The 20,024-nt window shown below is 39.6% G+C and carries 19 protein-coding genes and 1 pseudogene; 14 read left to right on the top strand and 6 right to left on the bottom strand.

Features of this window, described 5'->3' with window-relative positions; all coding sequences use genetic code 11:
- Positions 1-73: 73 nt before the first annotated feature.
- Together H4J63_RS10300 and H4J63_RS10295 are read left to right on the top strand one after the other, a co-directional pair.
- Positions 74-1,018 (top strand): ornithine cyclodeaminase family protein, encoded by a 945-nt coding sequence (locus H4J63_RS10300; RefSeq protein WP_006793003.1) that lies wholly within the window; start codon positions 74-76, stop codon positions 1,016-1,018.
- Between the two features lie 6 nt (positions 1,019-1,024).
- Positions 1,025-1,423, top strand: a complete 399-nt coding sequence (locus H4J63_RS10295) for a hypothetical protein (protein WP_076924620.1) — start codon at positions 1,025-1,027, stop codon at positions 1,421-1,423.
- A 398-nt stretch (positions 1,424-1,821) separates the two neighbouring features.
- On the opposite strand, the gene bioA is transcribed toward H4J63_RS10295, so the two are convergent.
- Positions 1,822-3,120, bottom strand: a complete 1,299-nt coding sequence (gene bioA / locus H4J63_RS10290; protein ID WP_182196377.1) for an adenosylmethionine--8-amino-7-oxononanoate transaminase — start codon at positions 3,118-3,120, stop codon at positions 1,822-1,824.
- A 95-nt stretch (positions 3,121-3,215) separates the two neighbouring features.
- Between bioA and bioB the strand changes: the two genes are divergently transcribed.
- From bioB to H4J63_RS10250, 8 genes are all read left to right on the top strand, one after another.
- Positions 3,216-4,256 carry a biotin synthase BioB gene (gene bioB / locus H4J63_RS10285; protein ID WP_002961242.1) on the top strand — a complete coding sequence of 347 codons (1,041 nt, stop codon included), beginning with the start codon at positions 3,216-3,218 and terminating at the stop codon, positions 4,254-4,256.
- A 12-nt stretch (positions 4,257-4,268) separates the two neighbouring features.
- Entirely contained in the window at positions 4,269-5,420 is a 1,152-nt protein-coding gene (locus tag H4J63_RS10280) for an 8-amino-7-oxononanoate synthase (protein ID WP_182196376.1), read from the top strand.
- A complete protein-coding gene (locus H4J63_RS10275; protein WP_182196373.1) occupies positions 5,417-6,295 on the top strand; it encodes a methyltransferase domain-containing protein in 879 nt (292 codons plus the stop codon). Before H4J63_RS10280 ends, H4J63_RS10275 begins: the two co-directional genes overlap by 4 nt.
- Positions 6,296-6,361: 66 nt before the next feature.
- Complete coding sequence (gene bioD / locus H4J63_RS10270) at positions 6,362-7,045, top strand: dethiobiotin synthase (protein WP_182196371.1); 684 nt, start codon at positions 6,362-6,364, stop codon at positions 7,043-7,045.
- Positions 7,046-7,166: 121 nt separating this feature from the next.
- Entirely contained in the window at positions 7,167-8,750 is a 1,584-nt protein-coding gene (locus H4J63_RS10265; RefSeq protein ID WP_182196368.1) for an FAD-dependent oxidoreductase, read from the top strand.
- A gap of 212 nt (positions 8,751-8,962) precedes the next feature.
- Positions 8,963-9,826 (top strand): protease HtpX, encoded by an 864-nt coding sequence (gene htpX, locus H4J63_RS10260; protein WP_182196366.1) that lies wholly within the window; start codon positions 8,963-8,965, stop codon positions 9,824-9,826.
- A 198-nt stretch (positions 9,827-10,024) separates the two neighbouring features.
- Positions 10,025-10,270 (top strand): hypothetical protein, encoded by a 246-nt coding sequence (locus H4J63_RS10255; protein WP_259365606.1) that lies wholly within the window; start codon positions 10,025-10,027, stop codon positions 10,268-10,270.
- A gap of 201 nt (positions 10,271-10,471) precedes the next feature.
- Complete coding sequence (locus H4J63_RS10250) at positions 10,472-10,891, top strand: hypothetical protein (RefSeq protein ID WP_259365605.1); 420 nt, start codon at positions 10,472-10,474, stop codon at positions 10,889-10,891.
- A gap of 118 nt (positions 10,892-11,009) precedes the next feature.
- Here the strand turns inward: H4J63_RS10250 and H4J63_RS10245 are convergent, their stop codons facing one another.
- The 3 genes from H4J63_RS10245 to gloA all read right to left on the bottom strand — a co-directional run bounded on the left by H4J63_RS10245 (position 11,010) and on the right by gloA (position 13,920).
- Positions 11,010-12,608, bottom strand: coding sequence for an MASE1 domain-containing protein (locus H4J63_RS10245; protein ID WP_182196363.1), 1,599 nt, complete (start codon positions 12,606-12,608; stop codon positions 11,010-11,012).
- Positions 12,595-13,224 carry a response regulator transcription factor gene (locus H4J63_RS10240; protein ID WP_024589303.1) on the bottom strand — a complete coding sequence of 210 codons (630 nt, stop codon included), beginning with the start codon at positions 13,222-13,224 and terminating at the stop codon, positions 12,595-12,597. The genes H4J63_RS10245 and H4J63_RS10240 overlap by 14 nt, the downstream gene beginning before the upstream one ends.
- Positions 13,225-13,392: 168 nt before the next feature.
- On the bottom strand, positions 13,393-13,920 hold the full coding sequence (gene gloA, locus H4J63_RS10235) for a lactoylglutathione lyase (protein ID WP_182196360.1): 528 nt from the start codon (positions 13,918-13,920) through the stop codon (positions 13,393-13,395).
- A 120-nt stretch (positions 13,921-14,040) separates the two neighbouring features.
- Here gloA and H4J63_RS10230 point away from each other — a divergent pair, with 120 nt between their 5' ends.
- Positions 14,041-14,481, top strand: coding sequence for a GNAT family N-acetyltransferase (locus H4J63_RS10230; RefSeq protein ID WP_182196357.1), 441 nt, complete (start codon positions 14,041-14,043; stop codon positions 14,479-14,481).
- A gap of 91 nt (positions 14,482-14,572) precedes the next feature.
- Complete coding sequence (locus H4J63_RS10225) at positions 14,573-15,085, top strand: DUF421 domain-containing protein (protein ID WP_182196355.1); 513 nt, start codon at positions 14,573-14,575, stop codon at positions 15,083-15,085.
- A gap of 100 nt (positions 15,086-15,185) precedes the next feature.
- On the opposite strand, the gene H4J63_RS10220 is transcribed toward H4J63_RS10225, so the two are convergent.
- Positions 15,186-15,803, bottom strand: coding sequence for a trimeric intracellular cation channel family protein (locus H4J63_RS10220; protein WP_182196352.1), 618 nt, complete (start codon positions 15,801-15,803; stop codon positions 15,186-15,188).
- A gap of 393 nt (positions 15,804-16,196) precedes the next feature.
- Between H4J63_RS10220 and H4J63_RS10215 the strand changes: the two genes are divergently transcribed.
- The gene (locus H4J63_RS10215) at positions 16,197-16,802 is read left to right on the top strand and encodes a cold shock domain-containing protein (RefSeq protein ID WP_182196350.1); all 606 of its coding nucleotides are present in this window, start codon (positions 16,197-16,199) and stop codon (positions 16,800-16,802) included.
- A 6-nt stretch (positions 16,803-16,808) separates the two neighbouring features.
- A pseudogene (locus H4J63_RS10210) lies at positions 16,809-18,749 on the top strand (TonB-dependent siderophore receptor); the annotation flags it as partial.
- An 83-nt stretch (positions 18,750-18,832) separates the two neighbouring features.
- On the opposite strand, the gene H4J63_RS10205 reads toward H4J63_RS10210, so the two are convergent.
- The gene (locus tag H4J63_RS10205; protein ID WP_182196348.1) at positions 18,833-19,747 is read right to left on the bottom strand and encodes a 2OG-Fe(II) oxygenase family protein; all 915 of its coding nucleotides are present in this window, start codon (positions 19,745-19,747) and stop codon (positions 18,833-18,835) included.
- Between the last annotated feature and the right edge of the window lie 277 nt (positions 19,748-20,024).

The raw sequence follows: 20,024 nt of genomic DNA, 5'->3' as shown, positions 1-20,024 counted from the left end.
CATAGTGCTGTGCTAATGAGCCATTAAATATAAAGCTCAGTTAACATAAGCACTATTAAGGTTGGAGTAAAAAATGAAAATAATAAATGCAGAAAAAATTGATTACGCTCTTAATTTTGAATCTTTAATAAAAGCACTCCAAAAGGGTTTTGCATCTGCTTTTTGTATGCCTAAACGTAATGTGTACGAACTTAATACAGACAAGTCAAATCATGATGCTTTTGCGATATTACCCGCATGGAATGAACATGTTATTGGCGTTAAGGCGTTTACTTACTTTCCTACAAACACAGAAACAGAATATCAATCGCTCTATTCTAAAATAATGCTATTTTCTCGCAATCATGGTGAACCATTAGCATTAGTCGATGGCACGCGTATTACGCTTTGGCGAACTGCAGCTGTGTCTGCATTAGCAAGCCAGTATTTATCCAGAAAAAACAGTAAACACTTAGTATTTTTTGGTAGCGGAAATTTAGCTTTATATATGATTAAAGCACATATATCGGTGCGTAATTTTGAGAAAGTAACACTTATTGCACGAAATGCTCAAAAAGTGGCGGCGTTAAAACATACCCTAGAGCAGGCATTTCCTAATATGGAGTTCGTCATTGGTAAAAGCACGAAGGAAGTTGTTTACAGTGCTGATGTGATTAGCTGTGCAACGGGATCGCCAACACCTTTATTTAAAGGGTCTTGGTTAAACCAAGGCACTCATATTGATTTAATTGGTAATCACCATAGTGAACAACGTGAATGTGACTCAACCACAATTATTCGCAGCAATGTATATGTTGATAGTAAAGTAAACGTACTTGCTGAGGCTGGCGAATTACTCTTGCCAATTAAAGAGGGTGTGTTTTGCGCACACGAAATTTGCGCAGAATTATCCGAATTGGCAATCCAGAACAAGAATGCCCGTTTAAATAATAAAGATATGACGCTATTTAAATCGGTCGGTACTGGACTTAGCGACTTAATTGCAGCGCATAGTGCTTATCAATTATTAGAAGGTTAATATGTAATGAGTAATATACTTGTAATCTTAGGGATGTGTTTTATAGCTGCCGGTTTATTACCATTTTTCAGATGGATGAAATGTAAGATAAACAAACATCATTGGAGAGTATGTGCAATTAGTAACATCACCTCCGTAATAAACACACGTGTATTACCATTAGAATGCGCGCAACAACAATCAATGTTGGTAAGCTTTAATTACAATGGCGATATTCACAGTGTTGTAGTTGACTTAGATGAATCGTTATTTAAATTATATAAACAAGGAGAGCCTTGCTCCTTATTAGTTGATAAAGACAACCCTCACAGAGTGTATAAAAACGCGCTAATATGGCAAAAATTTGGCCATATCTGGCTTTGCGCTGGCTTATCCTTACTTGTACTGAGTATTTTTACTAATTAGGCATATTATCTTTCGTGGTTGAATTTGCAGTAGTATGTTTGGTATTTAAAGCAGGGCCTATGGAATATGTTTATTCCGCATAAGTAGGCGATAACGTAGAATAAATGCGCAAAAATGCGCGCCCGTTGGGTATATTATAGTGACGATATGCTCTTTGTTACTCCACGGATGTTGGTAAGGGGCGTGAGCAGGGTGCGAAAGTTTTGCTCGGTTTTTACTTACTCTTATATGGACGTAAGCCATTAGAATAATGCAGGAGCAGTTTCCGAGCCCACTAGGTTAATACCCCGCGCCGCAATTCAATCGCCTCAGATTAGACAAATTTCAATCCATAAAGGTCTCCACACCCTAGCCTAAATCCTAATGAAGAATATGAGTAAGTAAATTAACAACAAGTATTAGTAATGCTTATTGTTAATTGCATTATAAATCGCATCACACAATGTTTTTATACTTGTGTCGTCACTTATATACGGTGGCATAAGGTAAATTAGTTTACCGAATGGGCGTATCCATACACCTTGCACTACAAAATAAGCCTGAATTTTAGCAACATCAACATTGCCCGCAGCCTCGTTCAGTTCAACAACACCTATTGCTCCTAAGGTACGCACATTGGCAACCGCATCTAGTTCACTGCATTTATTAAGTTGTTGTAGCTGTGTGTTTATTTGCTTTATTCGTTGTTGCCAGTTTTGTTCAAGTAATAAATCAATACTTGCGCAGGCCGCTGCACAGGCAAGCGGATTACCCATAAACGTAGGGCCGTGCATTAAAACACCGGCTTCACCTTCGCTTATGCCAATGGCTATTTTATCGCTAGTGATAGTGGCCGATAGCGTCATTGAACCGCCGGTTAATGCTTTACCAATACACATTATATCGGGTTCTATATTGGCGTGCTCTACAGCAAATAATTTACCTGTACGGCCAAAGCCTGTGGCAATTTCGTCGCAAATTAGCAGTACGTTATATTGGGTGCATAATTTACGCACGCAGGCTAAATAATCAGGGTGATAAAAGTTCATACCACCTGCGTTTTGTACAATAGGCTCAATGATAAAGGCGGCTACTTGGCTGTGGTTTGCTTTAAAGTATTCTTCAAGCTCTTTGGCTTCAGCTTGGTTAAACTCGAACCCAAATTGACTAACCGGTGCAGGCACAAAAACGTGTTCAGGTAAAAAGCCTGAATATAAACTATGCATTGAGTTAACGGGGTCGCATACGCTCATGGCTGCAAAGGTGTCGCCATGGTAGCCCTTGTAAGGCGTCATTAATTTTTGTTTTGTTGTAATGCCTTGGCTTAACCAATATTGCAGCGCCATTTTTATTGCTACTTCAACACTTACCGATCCGCTGTCGGCTAAAAACACTTTAGTTAAACTAGGCGGCGTTATATTTACTATTTTTTTGCACAGCTCTACCGCGCTGTTATGCGTAATACCGCCAAACATAATGTGGCTCATATTATTAATTTGCTCAATCATGGCGTTATTTATAACAGGGTTGTTATAGCCATGTATTGCGCTCCACCACGAGGCCATGCCATCGATTAATTGCTCGCCAGTTTCGAGGTGAATAATATTGTGATTAGCATGTGTAACAGGGTATACCGGAATTGGCTTAGTCATCGATGTATATGGGTGCCAAATGTGCTGACGATCAAAATCAAGGTCAATCGTATTCTTTTTAGTCATATGTAAACTTTAACTTGGTGGGCTTCGTTGACAATGGTACTTCAACTCGTAGACTAAGCCAATATCACCGTTATGAAAAAAAATAAGAGAGTATTATGGAACTTGCACCTGTTCGTCACGATTGGACCCACGCTGAAGTTAAAGCATTATTTGAAATGCCATTTAACGATTTACTTTTTAAAGCCGCATCGGTTCACCGTGCTAACTTCAACCCAAATGAAGTGCAAATTTCTACGTTGTTATCAATTAAAACAGGTGCTTGCCCAGAAGACTGTAAGTACTGTCCGCAGTCGGGGCATTACCGAACAGATTTAGAACGCGAACGCTTAATAGAAGTAGAAAAAGTAGTAGAGCAAGCACGCCTTGCAAAACAAAAAGGCGCTACCCGTTTTTGTATGGGGGCTGCATGGTCAGATCCAAAAGACAGAGACATGCCATACATTTCGCAAATGGTTAAAGAAGTAAAAGAGCTAGGGTTAGAAACCTGTATGACGCTAGGTAAACTCACAAACGAAAAAGCCCATGAGCTTAGAGACGCAGGGCTTGATTACTACAACCATAACCTTGACACGTCACCTGAGTATTACGAGCAAATTATTTCAACCCGTACTTTTCAAGATAGATTAAATACCATTGACCACGTACGCGATGCCGGTATGAAAGTATGCTCGGGCGGAATAGTCGGTATGGGTGAGCAAGCAAGCGACCGTTTTGGACTACTTATGCAACTAGCTAATTTGCCACAACAGCCAGAAAGTGTGCCTATTAATATGCTCGTTAAAGTTAAAGGCACTCCGCTTGAAAACGTAGACGATTTAGATCACTTTGAATTTATACGTACCATAGCAACAGCGCGCATTATGATGCCACACAGTTATGTACGTTTATCGGCAGGGCGTAACGCCATGAACGAGCAAATGCAATCGATGTGCTTTTTTGCAGGCGCTAACTCAATATTTTATGGTGATAAACTCCTTACCACCGAAAACCCAGACGCTGATGCCGATATGAACCTAATTAAAAAATTAGGTATGAACCCAGAAAAACGTCACGACTATTCAGACGAAGCAGTTGAAGCCTCGCTTTCATCGCAAGTAGCCGACAAAGCAACGTCTGAATTGTTTTACGAAGCGTAGGCTTTTATATCTATGCCTTTTGATTTTATAAATACGCATCTTGAGGCTCGCCAGCAAGATGCGCTGCTTCGTAAACGCAATGTAGTAGAGCACTCTACAGCGCGCACCATAACGGTTAATAATAAAACCTATCTTAATTTTGCGAGTAACGACTATTTAGGTTTTGGGGATGAGGCTGCAAACCTTAATGACCCCCAAGCATTAGGCAGTCACAGCTCAGCATTGGTTACAGGTTATCAGGTGCAGCAAAAAGCGCTTGAGCAATACTTATGTGAGCAATTTGGTTATGGCGCAGGAATGTTATTTAATTCAGGGTTTAGCGCTAATAGCAGCGTAATTAAAGCGTTGTTTCAAGATAAAGCCGCTGCACAAAACAGTGCTATTTTTCAAGATAAGTTAAATCATGCAAGCTTGATTGACGGTGCTCTGCATTGTAACGCGGCTTTAGTGCGTTTTAATCACAACGACATGAATCATTTACGCTCACGGCTCGAAAAATCAAAAGCGCAAAACAAGCTTATTATAAGCGAAGGCGTATTTTCGATGGATGGCGATACCGCGCCTCTTAAAGAATTACTCGCACTTGCAAAACAGCACAACGCATGGCTAATGATTGACGACGCACACGGCTTTGGTGCATTAGGTAAAACAGGCTTAGGCAGTTGCGAAGCGTTTATTACTCAAACGCTGCCAGATATATTAGTCATTACTTTTGGTAAAGCAGTGGCTAGTAGTGGCGCGTGTGTATTAGGAAGTAAACAGTTTATTGATTACATGCTGCAGTTTAATCGCGATTACACGTATTCAACCGCCATGTCGCCGCTTACGGCAAGTCACACTCTTGCGCGTATTAAAAACATAAAAACAGCCAATGATAAACGCGATAAGCTAAATGCCAATATTGCATTATTTAAGCAACTCACTAAAACCCATAATATTGCAGTAATGGAATCAAATACAGCCATACAGCCCATTGTATTAGGCTGCGCTGAGCAAACGTTGCAAGTGGCAGATAAACTTAAACAACAGGGTATTTGGCTTACTGCAATTAGGCCGCCGACGGTTGCAAATAACACATCACGTTTACGCATTACTTTAACCGCCGCACATACCGAGCAAGACATAACGCACTTAGTTAAGCATTTAGTAGGTGCAATAGCATGACTGCTCAGCCAGTATTAAAAACAGATCTAGTGCAAACACAACTTGTAAAACCGTGCCTAGTGAGTAGCGATTCAAATAAAGAATTAAATAAGGAGCCAAATCGAGAGCTAAACAAGGAGCTTAAAAAGTCTACACAAAGTAAATTTTCAAAGGCGGCAGCGCGTTATAACACCCATGCAAATGTTCAAAAACATGCTGCGATCGATCTATTTAAACTTATAAAACCAGGCTTTAATAAAAATAAGCTTTGTGTTGATTTAGGCGCCGGGCCACTTGTTAATACGCATACCTTACAAAGTATGTTTGCAAGCGTTATTGCCATGGATTTGAGCATAAACATGCTGCAAAGTAGTAATTTAACCACACCTAAAATATGTGCAGATATGGATAACTTACCGCTGCAAGCAAACAGTGTTGATGTTATTTACAGTAACTTTGCAGTGCAGTGGTCTGCTAATTTTTCGGCTTTAATGCAATCGCTTTACAGCATATTAAAACCATGCGGGCAGGCGTACATAAGCACTGTGGTAGAGGGCTCACTTAACGAAATAAAAACGGCCTTTGCCGCGCTTGATTCTAACAGCCACATAAATACCTTTAATAATGAGCAGCATATAAACCAATCAGTCCAAAATGTAGGGTTTACTATTAACAGCGCTAAAAAGCGTATTTACACCGATGAATACACAACACCTTTAAAAGCTATTGCTTCAATTAAGGCTATAGGTGCAACTACGCAAAATCATACTAATACGCGCCAAGGGCTACTTACTAAATCTGCGCTAAAAAAAGTATGCAGTGCGTATCCGCTTATAAATAACAAAGCATGTGTGTCTTATCATGTGGTGCTGTTATCATTAGAAAAAAGCCATTAGAAAAAAGTGATTAATTGCTTAAGTTAAAACTTAAACCAAAGTTAGATTCAGATAATAAGGCAACGCATGAAAGAATTTTTTATAACAGGCACCGACACCGATGCCGGAAAAACCCACGTTACCAGTTTGCTATTAAAGTTACTTGCCCAACACAAAAAACAAGCCATTGGTTTTAAGCCTCTTGCCGCTGGCTGCGAAATGGCGTTCGATCAACTAGTAAACGCCGATGCCCTAATACTAATGGAAAGCGCAACAGTTAGCGCTAAATACGACGTAGTAAATCCGTTTGCGTTTGCACCACCTATTGCGCCGCATATAGCCGCTGAGCAAGTTGGAGTTAGTATTACTGTAGATAAACTAAGTGATGCTTATAAAAACGTAAAACAACAGGGCGCTGATATTATACTTACCGAAGGTGCTGGTGGTTGGGCATTACCTATTAATAAAAACGATTATTTATACGACTGGGTTAAAGCAGAGCAACTGCCGGTAATACTTGTTGTTGGCATGAAGCTAGGTTGCTTAAATCATGCATTACTAACCGCTGCGCATATGCAAAGTATGGGTATAAACTGCGTTGGCTGGATTGCAAACCAAGTAGATAAAAACATGAAGGAGTACCAAGCAAACCTTGATTCACTTAAAGCACGTTTACCGTTTCCAATACTTGCTATAAGCCCATACAGCGAGCAAACTCCTAAGTTACAAATATACAAAAGCTTGCTTAGTGCGTTATCTATAAACACTTAAGTGGTTTTAAAAAAGTTACTTTTTTAGGTAAATCTTGAAATAGTCAACCTTAGTACACATATAAACGTTTATAAATACATAGCTTGCTTAAAGACAATGTTACTAAGGACATAACGACTATATGACACACCCATTTATTCAAAGCTACGCCCCAGATGCGCACGTAAGCGCTGAGCCAAAAGCACTAAACTATGGCTTACCTAAAAAACGCGTAGGTATAATAGGTGGAGGCACAGCTGGCGCGACAATAGCCATTAGACTTGCTGCGTTAGGGCTAGAGACTTATGTGCTTGAAAAGAAAAAGTCGTTAATTGATGGTCCGCCAATGTGCCATTTGCATGCGGGTGGCAACTTATATCGTGAAATACCCGACGAAGACTGCATAGATTTACTCAAGCAATGTATAGATATTGCGCGCCTTTATCCTCACACCATCGATGTTCGCCCCACAGTATTTGCCGTACCCAAGCGCGATGACGACTCACCCGAGGATTTATTTCCGCGTTTAGATAAATTAGTAAAAGCCTACAGCGAGCTTGTAGATCAAGACAGCGCTAATAAAGTATTAGGCGAGCCTGAGCATTATTATCAGTTATATAGTTATGAGCAAATGCTAAAGCTTGCTAAGCAAAAACAAGTAGCCAAGCCCACGTCGTTAGATGAGTGGATGATACCCGTTGCTAAGCATTTAGATTTAGACAAGCTAAAGTTTCCGCTTATCGTTGCACAAGAATATGGCTGGAATATTTTTCGTTTATCGGCCAGTGCACAACTCGCCCTTGCACAGTACAAACACGCTCACGTTTTAACAAGCACCAGTGTTAAAAATGTATCGCCAGTTATAAATACCAATAATGATAAGCAAACACTTAAGTGGCGCATTGAATATCAATCAGAGCCAAGCCTTGATGAACAACCTGATACTTCAACCAATACACAAGCCGATACACAAACCATTGAGGTAGATTACCTTATTAATGCGTGTGGTTTTCAAACCGGTATTATTGACGACCTCGTTGGGGTAGATGTAAAACGCATGGTTGAATTTAAAGCCTCTTACATTACTCATTGGCAAGGTGCTGGTGGGCAAATACCCGAAATAATTATTTATGGTAACCGTGGTACGCCAGAAGGTATGGCGCAGTTAACCCCTTACCCTAACGGATACTTTCAAATACATGGCATGACAAACAACATTACATTGTTTAATGATGGGTTAGCTGATGCCACGCCAATGAGCGCACAACCTAAACTTCCCAATAAATACCTGCATTATATTAAAGATGGCTGGGACAAAGCAGCATTGCAAACACGTACCCAAACAGCAATTGATTATGTAGCCGAGTTTGTCCCTGCGTTTAAAACTGCTAATACACAAAATAATGCCTTGTATGGCGGGCAACAAATCCCAGGGGATGACGACACTTTGCGCGTAGCCGATGTAAGTTTATATTCGCATATTAATTATGCGCGGGCCGAAAATGTTAAAGCATCGTCAACGTTAATAGCGGCAGATCAGATAGTGGGTGAGTTTATAAAATTGGGAATAATAAGCAGTGATCCTGCTGTAAATCATCACCGCAGTACCCACCAATGGTCGTATCTTAAACATAATAGTGGCGAAAAAATTGGCGAAGTTGCACGCATATCGGCACACGAGCGTGGTTTTCCAATTGATATGGCAGAACTAAATAACAGCTTGTAATAAGCTAATTTAAAAAGAAACTTTAGTCTTAAATTTGCTGTAAAACGCTTCTTAAAAAAATTATCAATAAACACATAAATAACACTTGTGTTATGACATAGTTTGTCACAAAATAGCGCTAACGTCATGACATAGTGTGTCATAACGCAGTGATTGCTTTAACCTAATTGAATTTTATGTTCGGTGATCAAACCTATTTTTGTGAGGACAATATGAAACGTATATTTTTGTTTTTATTAACTAACCTAGCGGTTATGTTGATATTAGGTGTAGTGCTTTCAATAATAATGAGTGCGCTGGGCTTAAGCCATCGTAGCCTTGGCGGAATTTTACTTATAGCCACAGTATTTGGTTTTGGTGGATCGTTTATTTCGTTATTTATGTCGAAATGGATCGCTAAAAAATCAACAGGCGCGCATGTAATTACGCAGCCTCGAAACGAAACCGAACATTGGCTTGTACAAACGGTATCTGCGCAAGCACAAAAAGCAGGTATTAAAATGCCAGAAGTGGCTATTTACGACAGCCCAGAAATGAACGCGTTTGCAACGGGCCCAAGTAAAAACAACTCGTTAGTGGCAGTAAGCACAGGCTTAATGCACAACATGACCAAAGATCAGGCCGAAGCCGTGCTCGCCCACGAAGTATCGCACGTGGCTAACGGCGACATGGTAACGCTTACGCTAATACAAGGCGTGGTAAATACCTTTGTAATATTTGCCGCAAAAGTACTGGCAGGCATTGTAGATAACTTTATTAATAGCGATGAAGAAGAGGGCGGCAGTAGCTGGACATACTTCTTATTCGATATGTTATTCCAAGTATTATTTGGCGTGCTAGCAAGCATAGTGGTTGCAAGTTACAGCCGTAAACGTGAATTTGCAGCCGACAGCGGCGCAGCAAAATTAGTTGGTGCTGACAAAATGCGTTCCGCCCTTGAGCGATTAAAGCAAAATCATCCTTCGCAATTAGAAGGCTCAATGATGGCTTTTGGTATTGCAAGTGGCAAAGGCGTTGCTGAGCTGTTTTCATCGCACCCGCCGCTTGATGCGCGAATAGACGCACTACGCAAGTAACTATGTAAGTTAGTAAATATTCTAAGCCAGCTTAACCGCTGGCTTTTTTATGTTTACGTTAAAATGCTAAAATCGCACGCACTGTATTTATATACAGTTATTTGTATTGCGTTATAAAATCGTTACTTTTTTAAGCAAGCACAAAAAAACTTAATCGCTAATGTAAGCCAAATTAATACTAAAAATGAAAACGATGCATTGTATGTTGCATGCATAGGGCAGGTAAAAAACGAGTCGGACTTCACCTTTAAAAATATAAAGTTTAAGGTCGATTTTTTAACCGAGCAAAACACGCTAGTCGATACGTTATCAATAACCGACGAAGACCTAATTATACTTCCTAATGACTCAACAAACTTTAGAGTAAGAAGTATTGCGCAAAAACAAGCGGCCAGTTATAACAATTGCCAAGTAATAATAACCGATGCCTGGGCTTATAAATAAGCTATAAATCACTTACAAATTAATTATTAGCAGTTAGCTAAACCACTCGCTTTTTTATATGTAATATTAGTTATTGACTTGCAAGCCACTAAATCCAAAATTTATATAAGCCATTTTCCTAGAGCGATTAAGAATATGGATGATTTATTACTTAAGTAATCGTTTATACACTCCTTGTAACTTGCAAGTGAGGGATCGAAAATGAGCTTGATTGATGAAAGTACAAAGGATTTTGGAAGCATGAGCGTGTTGCTTCACAGCGTAGGAACTAATTGCTACCGCATTGAGTGGAATAGCAGAATGACCGGAGCCTCAATAAGCTTAATTCGTGTTAAAAAAAACGAATACATAGTTGTGCGAAAATGGGCAACCGCCCGAAATATAGATGACGTATCAGCAGAGTTTGATCGGGCTAACCAAGCACTAATTCATTTTTTAAATAATGTAGATGTAATTAAAAGTAAAAACGAAAGTATTGTTGCAGCTAAAGAGCATTGCATAAACTTATTTACCTCAGCTGAGGGCTTAAAACCAATTAGCCATCCGAGCTTACCTACGCCACGCTTACAAGAAGCCATAGGCAAAGAAGTGATTGTAAAATCAAGTTTAGGAACTATCTAATATCAAAAGGCATGCTATTACAGCTATTAGGTAATCAAGCCGAGATCCAAGTTAATCCCGACCACCTTGACGAAGGCCAATTAAGGCAAAAGTTTTATACCAAACAAGTTCATGTTTGCTAGTTAATTGCGCCATCAAAACTCAAAGGCAGCTTTACTTTAATGGTAAAGCCATTTTGTTTAAACACCTTAAAAGTGCCGCCTAATGCCGTAGTGCGCTCCTCTATAAACGCTAAACCGTAGTGACCTGAGTTATCTGTTGGGGTTACTAAAGTCCCGTTATCGCTAATTGTTAACTCAATAAATTCGTCGCTGTTTATTATATTTATAATCAGTTTGCTGGCATTGCTGTGCTTCATACAATTGGTTACTGCTTCTTGGCAAATTCGGTAAATAGCTATTTCGTGATCTTTTGAAAGGCTATTATCTAACTTAAATTGTGGCTGATACCTAATATTTGCCTTGTGCAGTAAGCTTTTTAGTCGCCCTTGTGTTATTGCCTTTTCTAAACCGAGTTCATCTAGCTCACGCGGGCGAAGATAATGCATTAATTGATAAACAGAGTCATACATCGAATTAGCATTGTTTTTTAATGTAGTCACAAACGATTGGGTATCTTCGTTACTAAGGTGCGACAAAATAGCTAAATCTGTTTTTAATGCCGTTAGGTTTTGCCCTAATTCGTCATGCAACTCTTGCGAAAGGTGCTTTCGCTCGTTTTCTTGCACCGACACCATTTTGGCAGCCAGCGCCGTGTTTTGAGTTAGCTGCTCTTTAAGCTCTTTATTGGTTTGCTTTAACTCGTTGTTTTTACGTTTAAGCTCAGTAATTGCAGCGCCTAAAACCATACTGGTAATTGCGTTTGCTAAAATAAATAACTGGCTAATGTAGGTATTGCTAGGCTCGTGCGTAATGCTTGCTTCAACAATTATTAACGCGTTAATAAGCGCTGCACTGCTTACAGCCCCTAACGAGCCATACTTATACGAAAACCAAATTATCGGTAATAACGATGCAAGCCTTAATAGCGGGTAGGTGTCTGGGCGAACCGCATAGACAAAAAATATAATTAATATAAAACACACTAAAGTGGCTACTAGGCCAAATAACTTAGTGAGCCTGACTGTGTTAAAACTGTATTTAGAATCGTAAATTAACATAATAAAAGGGGCAATTAACAACGAGCCAGTAATATCGCCTAAGCACATGTTTAACTGATACTGTAGTAGCTCTTTTGCAACCAATACATTTGTAAATTCAAACGCACTGGCAAACAAAAACCACTTTATAGATGTACTCGCAACACAAAGCAGTATTAACGAAAGTATACCTAGGCTGTCGTTAATGCTTGGCGGCCAACGGCTATTTTTAAACACATAAACAAGCGCTATAAAACAAAGCTCCCGCCAAAAGCCATGAAATAAATCAAACTCCCAAACCCCACTGTATGTTAAACCAAGCTGTGCAGCTAAGGCGCGCGACACAACCCATAAGGTGAGCCAATAGCGTGTTGGAGTGAGTAAGTAAAACGCAATTTTTACGCCTGCGGGAATAAATATCGCGCTGCTCTCGGGTACTGTTTCAAGGTTTTGGCTAACCCAAAAAGCGGCAAGTGAAGCAATAAAGTAAATTAGCCCCACCAATAATTGTTTAGCTACCTCTTTGTATGCGGTAGTAAAACTAACATTAAATAAAGAAGAAACGTTAGGTAAGTTCATCTAACTGTATTACTCCCGCATCAATTGCAATTTTTAGCAGTTCAAACGAGGTCGTAACATTAAGTTTGCTGTATATGTTTGCTTTGTGTACATGTGCTGTTTTAGGCATTATTTCGAGTATTTGCGCAACTTGTTTAGCGTTTAATCCCTTAGAAAATAACGGAAGGGCTTCAAGCTCTCTGTTAGTAAGCACCGTTAATGCTAAATTTTCGCTACTCATCGAAAAATTTACGTCTTCACTAATGTACCTTTTACCTAAAGCGACCGCTTTAACTGCATCTATTAGTTCATCAGAGGCAGAACGCTTAGACACATAACCCAAAGCGCCTAATCGCAAAGCATTGCTTACATAAGGTTCGTGGTCGTGCATGGAGGCAACAATACTTTTAATATGGGGGAAAAACTCTTCAAGGTACGATAAAAAAGAAAGGCCGGTTTCAGTGCCGTTAAGCGATATATCAACAATAAATATATCAGGTTGTTCAAGCTCTACAGCCAGCTTGGCTTCTGTTACGCTGCAGGCTTCAATAATTACTTTCCAATCTGGTTGTAACTCTAAAAGCTTTTTAAAGCTGTCTCTTACTAATTGATGATCTTCTATGATACCAATGAGCATTTAAATCTCCTTTTATGCTTAAAATACAGCGGGGCGGGTAACTAATTACCTAAAACGTTTTAAATGGGTTACCTCACTTAAAAGCAAGGTAACAAAACCAGTGGTTCTAAATTGGTAATTAGTTGCTGGTGGAGATTACAACTAAGCTCTTTTTATAGCAGCTTATTATTACTGAGAAAGAATAATATCAGTAATACCTTCGGCAGATAGTATTTCAATCCAGTAGCCGTCAGGGTCTTTAATAAATGCTAAGCCTTTCATTGAGCCATCATCTGGTTTTTTAACAAACTCAACATCGTATTTTGCAAAGCGCTCACAGGCTTCGTAAACATCCGGTACGCTAATACCAATATGGCCAAAGCCTTTAGGCTCTTGGTTGCCACTGTGGTAGCCCTCAAAGCTGTCGTCGTTTTCAGTGCCCCAATTATGGGTTAACTCAATCAACGCAGGGCGACGAAACACCCATTCAGCTTTTGCCTTATCATCGCCTTCTGGCAACTCTTGTTCGTAGCCTAAAAAGTAAAGCGTAAACTTCATACCAGGAAAGTCATACTTACCTAAAAGCTTCATACCCAATACATTTTCATAAAATTCTAAAGACGGCTTTGGATCTTTAATACGTAACATAGTTTGTTGCATAACAAAGCCTTGAGTGGCCTGTTCAACTTGTTCTGGAGATTCGTTATAGTTAGACATGGTGATCCTTTCAAAAATGATAAAGCGAAAATAAAGATTTAATGCTTAAACCATCATAATCAACCGTAGTTTAAATTTAAACTGTCTAGGTCAAATCATATAATAAAAACAAGGAATTTTATGGCTATAACTATAACTACAGGCACCATTGATGATGTAACCGCAGTGAGTGAATATATCCCTGAACTACTAACAGCCATTGATAGTGACACTTTACGTAACCGTTTAGAAAACAAAAAAACATTGATATTAGTAGCACATAAAGAAGATACATTAGTTGGTTTTAAAATTGGCTATGAGCTATCTAATACACAATTTTATAGTTGGCTTGGTGGAGTGCATTTTAACTATCGTAGATTAGGTATTGCTAAAAAATTACTTGTCCAACAAGAAAAGTGGGCTTATGAAAAAGGCTTTACCAATATACACGTTAAATCGATGAACCGGTTTCCTCAAATGCTGACTATGCTCATCACCAATGATTATCATGTTTGTGGCTACGTTGATAATCAAAGCACAGAGCTAAGTAAAATTAAGTTTGTAAAACAACTAACAAAGTAGATGCAGGCACTTTATTCATCGTTATTTAACTTAGCGCCATGTAGGGTTATAAGCAAAAGCTAATTGCCACCTTTAATAGCAAGGAACCACTATGTTTTATGATGATATGCAGGGATTATTACGTGTACTTACAATAGGTGTACTGGGTTATATTGCACTGGTGTTTTGGTTACGTGTATCGGGTAAACGTACGCTTTCAAAGTGGAACGTGTTCGACTTTATAGTCACCATTGCGCTGGGCTCTATATTGGCGTCTGTTATTATTTCAAAAAGTGTTCCGTTAGCTGAGGGCATACTCGCCTTTGTAGTATTAATAGGGCTGCAATATGTTATTACGTGGCTAAGTGTGCGCTCGTCAAAATTTGCAGCACTTATAAAAGCAGAACCCACGCTTTTATTGAGTGATGGTGAATACTGCATGGCTGCACTTAAATCGCAGCGGGTAACAAAATCAGAAATTCGCGCCGCTATTCGTGGTGCGGGTATACTAGCCATAGAAGATGTAGCCGCCGTAGTGCTAGAAACCGATGGCAGTTTTAGCGTAATGCCGCACAATAACAGCGGCTCTAAAACCGCGTTAAGCGATGTAGTGAGTATTAAATAGTAATAAAGAGCATTAAAAAGCATTAAAGAGTAATAAAAGAGGAGACAGGTGTGATTGCCTAGCAGATTCAAGCCTGTCTCATATAATTTATTTAAGTTACTTACTTAGCGGGTTCTAATAAACTAAAGGTAGGTAGGCGCCATTTAAAGCGTATTGACGCCATACGTATTAAGTATCCCGCAACAAGGCTTACAATAATGCTGATGTTGTCGTCAATATTGTAATGGTGTAGCGCTAAGTATAAACAGGCAACAAGTAACGATACACTCGCGTATAGCTCGTTATGTAATACAAGCGGCGCTTGGCGACATATTAAATCACGCAGTAAGCCACCAAAAACACCCGTTACAACTGCTGCTACTACACAAATACCATAATGCAGCCCCATATTTAGCCCCACTTGGCAGCCAATAATACTAAAAGCTGCAAGCCCCAGTGCGTCTAAGCGCATAAATATGCCCTTAAATTTAACCACCCATTTAGCCAGCCACGTAGTCACAATGCCCGCTATACAAGTAATTAATAAATACTCTGGGTGTTGAACCCACGTAAGTGGGTAATTGCCTAGTAAAATATCTCGCACGCTACCACCACCAATTGCCGTTGCACTGGCAACCAGTACAACACCAAACCAATCCATTTTCATTCTGCCTGCGCTAAGTGCACCGGTCATGGCTTCTGCGGTAATACCAATAATATAAACAACGGTTAGTAACATGAGATAATCACTTAAAATACGTGCGTAAAAAATAAGGTGTGGATTGTATAGATAAATTAAGTAAATAACGAATGAAAAATCGTACTAAAAAAGGTTAATTTAGATAGAAATAACTAATGACAAAACCTAGTGTAAACAAGCTGTTAAGTTGGTAGGTGAGTGCGTAATGGTTGATGTGAATTAAAGGACATTTGGCCGCAAATTATAAATAAAATAAGTTGAGTCTTAGTTGTTTTTAGCTCGTTTATTTTGAGTTTGTTTTATTAGGTAAAGCGTAAAAATTAACGCAACATGAATATTTGGTTGCATGGTTTTAATTTAGGAACGTATAATAACAAGTGTTAACTAAATGGAATTTGCGTAAAACGCAGCTTAAGCAAAATAGGCGGATACATGCACAAGGGATTGTTAAAAACGTGGAAAACCGACAAAGGTTTTGGTTTTATTAAATCAGACACCCTAGAACACGACACGTTTATACACATATCAGCGCTCAAACACATGAGCCGCAAGCCTAAAGTTGGCGACACCATTTACTTTGAAGTAGCAACACAGCCCGACGGTAAAACCAAAGCAATTAACTGCCGTATAGAAGGCGTTGTAGAGCTTAAAGCACCTTATCAAAAACACACACAACAGCCGCACCGTATTGCCAAATCTAATTTTGCCAGTAGCTTTTTAGGTAAAGTTGCCTCAATAGCGCTTATTGCTGCGCTTTGTTTTTATGCGATTAATAAATACAATACTCACTCAAGCAGCCAAACACCCGTTATTACTAATGATGATTTAGCTACTAATGATGATTTAGTCACCTTTGATGAAAAATACCCAAAAACCGTTATTCCTAAAAGCACGCAAAATTTTACGTGTGATGGCAGGCAGCACTGCAGCCAAATGACATCTAAAGATGAAGCAATATTTTTTATTAATAACTGCCCGAATACAAAAATGGATGGTGATAGGGATGGTGAACCTTGTGAGAGAGATACGAGGTTTTAAAGGCTATTTAGTGCGTTAGAAACACCGCAACCAGAATTAAAAATAGATTTAGAAGCGCTTGAAAACGCAGGTGCTATAAATTTAAATCAAGCGCTTGATTTATCGGCATCGGTAGCGCGTCAAAATAACTTTGGCGGGCTTTGGAATAGCTTTGCGCTACGCGGCTTTGTAGGCGATGAAAACTTGCCAAGCAATTACCTTGTTAATGGGTTTAATGCTGGGCGTGGCTTTGGTGGCTCACGTGATTTGTCGGGTATTGAATCGGTTGAGGTGTTAAAAGGTCCACGTGCTGCTTTATTTGGCCGTGGTGAACCTGGCGGTACAGTAAATCTCGTTACTAAGCGCCCAACGTTTGATACAAGCGGCGAGCTAAAGCTAAGCGTAGGCAGCTTTGACACCTACCGCGCTGATGTAGATTACACCACGCCCCTTAGCGACGACGTAGCAATTAGACTGGTTGGTTTTTATGAAGACGCAAAAAGCTTTCGCGATACAATAGAGACAACTAAACAAGGCTTTAGCCCATCAATAACATGGAACATTAATGACAACAGCCAGCTAATATATGAGCTTGAATACAGCGACCAAGAGGTTCCTTTTGATAGAGGCGTATTAGCCATAGATGGCGAACTTGGTTTAATACCACAAAGCCGCTTTTTAGGTGAGCCAGGTGATGGCCCAATAGAGGCTGATGTACTTGGCCATCAATTAGAGTTTATTCATGACTTTAATGATAATTGGAGCGTATTGCTGGGCGCTAACTACCGTGATACTTCGCTGAAAGGGGTTGCTACCGAAACCGGTTTTGATGGCGTGATTGATGGCGAAGTAAATCGCTTTAGGCGCTACCGTGATTACAATGCAAAATATCAGGTATTTAGAGCAGAGGTGACAGGTAGTTTAGAGGTTGCAGGGTTGGATCACCGTTTAATAATTGGTGTTGATTCTGATAAGTTCGAAAATGATCAATTTGTTCTTCGTGTACGTGGCGATCAGTATATAAATGTTTTTAATCCTGTATATGGAGCATATGAGTTACCTACGCCAACGGCCAATACCGATAAGTTAGAAGTGCAAGAGTCGTTAGGTGTATTTATACAAGACCAAATAAGCCTAACCGATAAGCTTGATGTACGTATTGGTATACGTTTTGATGACTACCAACAAACACTCAATAATCGTTTAGCTGATACACAATCAAAACAAAATGAGTCACGTGTTAGCCCCCAATTAGGTGTTGTGTATGAGGCGAGCGAGTTTGTATCTGTTTATGCCGCTTATGGCGAAAACTTTAGGCCTTTATCAGGCACTGATACAAATGGCGATGGGTTTGAACCAAATCGATCTACTTCAACAGAGTTGGGAGTTAAATTTACTTTAAACGATGGCGCTTTATTTGGCACTATCGCGATGTTTAAAGTAGAGCAAGACAACATGCTGGTGGTTGACGATCCCACTGCATTTACTTTTGCTGCAATAGGGGAAGCACAAAGCAAAGGCATAGAGATTGATATAAACGGTGAGCTAACGGATGATGTAAGCCTATGGTTATCGTATGCGTATGTTGATGCAACTATTGAAAACTCATTTTTTGATGCTAACTTTGGCTATACCGTTGAAGCGGGTAGTTCTTTATTAAATATTCCTAAACATCAACTTAGTTTACAGCTTGTTAAATCAGCCGAGTTATATGGCAAAGCAATTAAATTTGGCGCAGGTTTAGTTTATGTAGACTCTCGAAACGGTTTTTTTGGTACCGACTTTGAGCTACCAAGCTATACAACAGCGCGTACTTTTATAGATATTGATGTAACTAAGGCAATTGGCTTGCGTGCAGAAGTAGATAACCTGTTTGATGAGACCTATTACACTAACTCATTTGCTGATGCCTGGGTTCAACCGGGGACACCCAGAAGTGTAAGGCTATCTGCAACGTATAAGTTTTAAACGTAAACTAAAACGATACTAACAAAAAGGCTGCTTAAATTAAGCAGCCTTTTGTTTAGTTAAAAACTTAGTTAATAACTCGATTAAAATGGTGCATAGCCGTCGTTCGTCTTTTTAGGGTTAATCCAGCGCTGTTTAGCATCAATAGGAATGCGTGGTGCACCTTGTGCTGGTAATCGCCCACGTTCTCCATACAACCACAAAACAAAATTAGTTCGCTCACCACTGGTAATAGGCTTGGCTGCGTGTGCAATATTGCCACGATGTAACATGGCAGTGCCGGGCTTAAACGTAAGTGATTTAATGTCGCCTGTGTACGGGTGATAAAAGTCAACTTCTGACCCTGTAAACTCTTCGCCTGGTAAGTTTAAGTTAATATTAAGCGTTACCGCCGATGCATCGGTATGTGGGCGAATTGACGAATCTGTGTTTGGCTCATAATAAATAGAAAAACCAAATGTTTGTGTATCAAACCCCGTAACCTCAGGGAACAACATACGCGAAATAGGGCGCATGTAAGTGTTTAGTATTTCGTTATAAAACGCTTGAAAGCTTGGCGCTGCTAAATAACCTTCTGATCGACTATCAAGCATGGCACCACGGCGATTTAACACGATGCCATATGGTGGGCGCATAGGAATTTGCGAATTCCATACTTGTTCTAAATACCCGCGTAATACGGCAAGGCGCTCTGGATCAAAAAATTGAAATTGAAATACATCAGGCGCAACTTCGTGTAATAACGCTTTTACGGCCAGCTCTTTTGATGGATCTTCCCATGCTTGCTTTACTGCTTCACGTAGGTTTTTATCAAGTAGTGTGTCGTCAACCGTAAACGTTGAGCCATCTATTGATGTTGTTTCCCATTCGCTCCACGCGTTTGTAATTAGGTCGGTGTTGTTATTCCAAAAGTGTTGTACTGCTGGTTCACGGTAAAGCATGGCTTGGCGTGTTGGTAACTCTAGAGCACGCGCTAGCTGTAATTGATTGGCAAACATTTTGTGTAACTCCAGTTGTTGAATTTGGTTTATATCAATTTAGGAGTGCAATTTATTGCATTTGATTTAGTAGATAAACAGCCTGCTTTAGGAAACAGAATATACTATTTATTGATAATGAGGATTTAGATCGCCGTATTGACCCATTGTGTCTTGTATCTCTCATTGATAAATGATTAGCTATCATTTATCACATCGAAGTCAGTGAGCTTGCCTGTGCGTCTAGTATTTAATACTGCTCCGTAGATAAGGCCCTGACTTTCTATTCTCAGAAACT

This window comes from Pseudoalteromonas sp. 5Ae-yellow, from assembly GCF_014077565.1.
Taxonomy (GTDB): domain Bacteria; phylum Pseudomonadota; class Gammaproteobacteria; order Enterobacterales; family Alteromonadaceae; genus Pseudoalteromonas.
Note: the sequence above shows the minus strand (reverse complement) of the source record. Positions and strands in the feature narration are given on the sequence as shown.

Bases quoted from the DNA above. Each gene is read 5' to 3' on its own strand.
- H4J63_RS10280 (WP_182196376.1), top strand. From the start codon at position 4,269: ATGCCTTTTGATTTTATAAATACGCATCTTGAGGCTCGCCAGCAAGAT.
- H4J63_RS10225 (WP_182196355.1), top strand. From the start codon at position 14,573: ATGTTTTATGATGATATGCAGGGATTATTACGTGTACTTACAATAGGT.
- htpX (WP_182196366.1), top strand. From the start codon at position 8,963: ATGAAACGTATATTTTTGTTTTTATTAACTAACCTAGCGGTTATGTTG.
- H4J63_RS10275 (WP_182196373.1), top strand. From the start codon at position 5,417: ATGACTGCTCAGCCAGTATTAAAAACAGATCTAGTGCAAACACAACTT.
- H4J63_RS10240 (WP_024589303.1), bottom strand. From the start codon at position 13,224: ATGCTCATTGGTATCATAGAAGATCATCAATTAGTAAGAGACAGCTTT.
- H4J63_RS10250 (WP_259365605.1), top strand. From the start codon at position 10,472: ATGAGCTTGATTGATGAAAGTACAAAGGATTTTGGAAGCATGAGCGTG.
- bioD (WP_182196371.1), top strand. From the start codon at position 6,362: ATGAAAGAATTTTTTATAACAGGCACCGACACCGATGCCGGAAAAACC.
- H4J63_RS10215 (WP_182196350.1), top strand. From the start codon at position 16,197: ATGCACAAGGGATTGTTAAAAACGTGGAAAACCGACAAAGGTTTTGGT.
- H4J63_RS10230 (WP_182196357.1), top strand. From the start codon at position 14,041: ATGGCTATAACTATAACTACAGGCACCATTGATGATGTAACCGCAGTG.
- H4J63_RS10265 (WP_182196368.1), top strand. From the start codon at position 7,167: ATGACACACCCATTTATTCAAAGCTACGCCCCAGATGCGCACGTAAGC.
- H4J63_RS10205 (WP_182196348.1), bottom strand. From the start codon at position 19,747: ATGTTTGCCAATCAATTACAGCTAGCGCGTGCTCTAGAGTTACCAACA.
- bioB (WP_002961242.1), top strand. From the start codon at position 3,216: ATGGAACTTGCACCTGTTCGTCACGATTGGACCCACGCTGAAGTTAAA.
- H4J63_RS10295 (WP_076924620.1), top strand. From the start codon at position 1,025: ATGAGTAATATACTTGTAATCTTAGGGATGTGTTTTATAGCTGCCGGT.
- H4J63_RS10300 (WP_006793003.1), top strand. From the start codon at position 74: ATGAAAATAATAAATGCAGAAAAAATTGATTACGCTCTTAATTTTGAA.
- gloA (WP_182196360.1), bottom strand. From the start codon at position 13,920: ATGTCTAACTATAACGAATCTCCAGAACAAGTTGAACAGGCCACTCAA.
- H4J63_RS10245 (WP_182196363.1), bottom strand. From the start codon at position 12,608: ATGAACTTACCTAACGTTTCTTCTTTATTTAATGTTAGTTTTACTACC.
- H4J63_RS10220 (WP_182196352.1), bottom strand. From the start codon at position 15,803: ATGTTACTAACCGTTGTTTATATTATTGGTATTACCGCAGAAGCCATG.
- bioA (WP_182196377.1), bottom strand. From the start codon at position 3,120: ATGACTAAAAAGAATACGATTGACCTTGATTTTGATCGTCAGCACATT.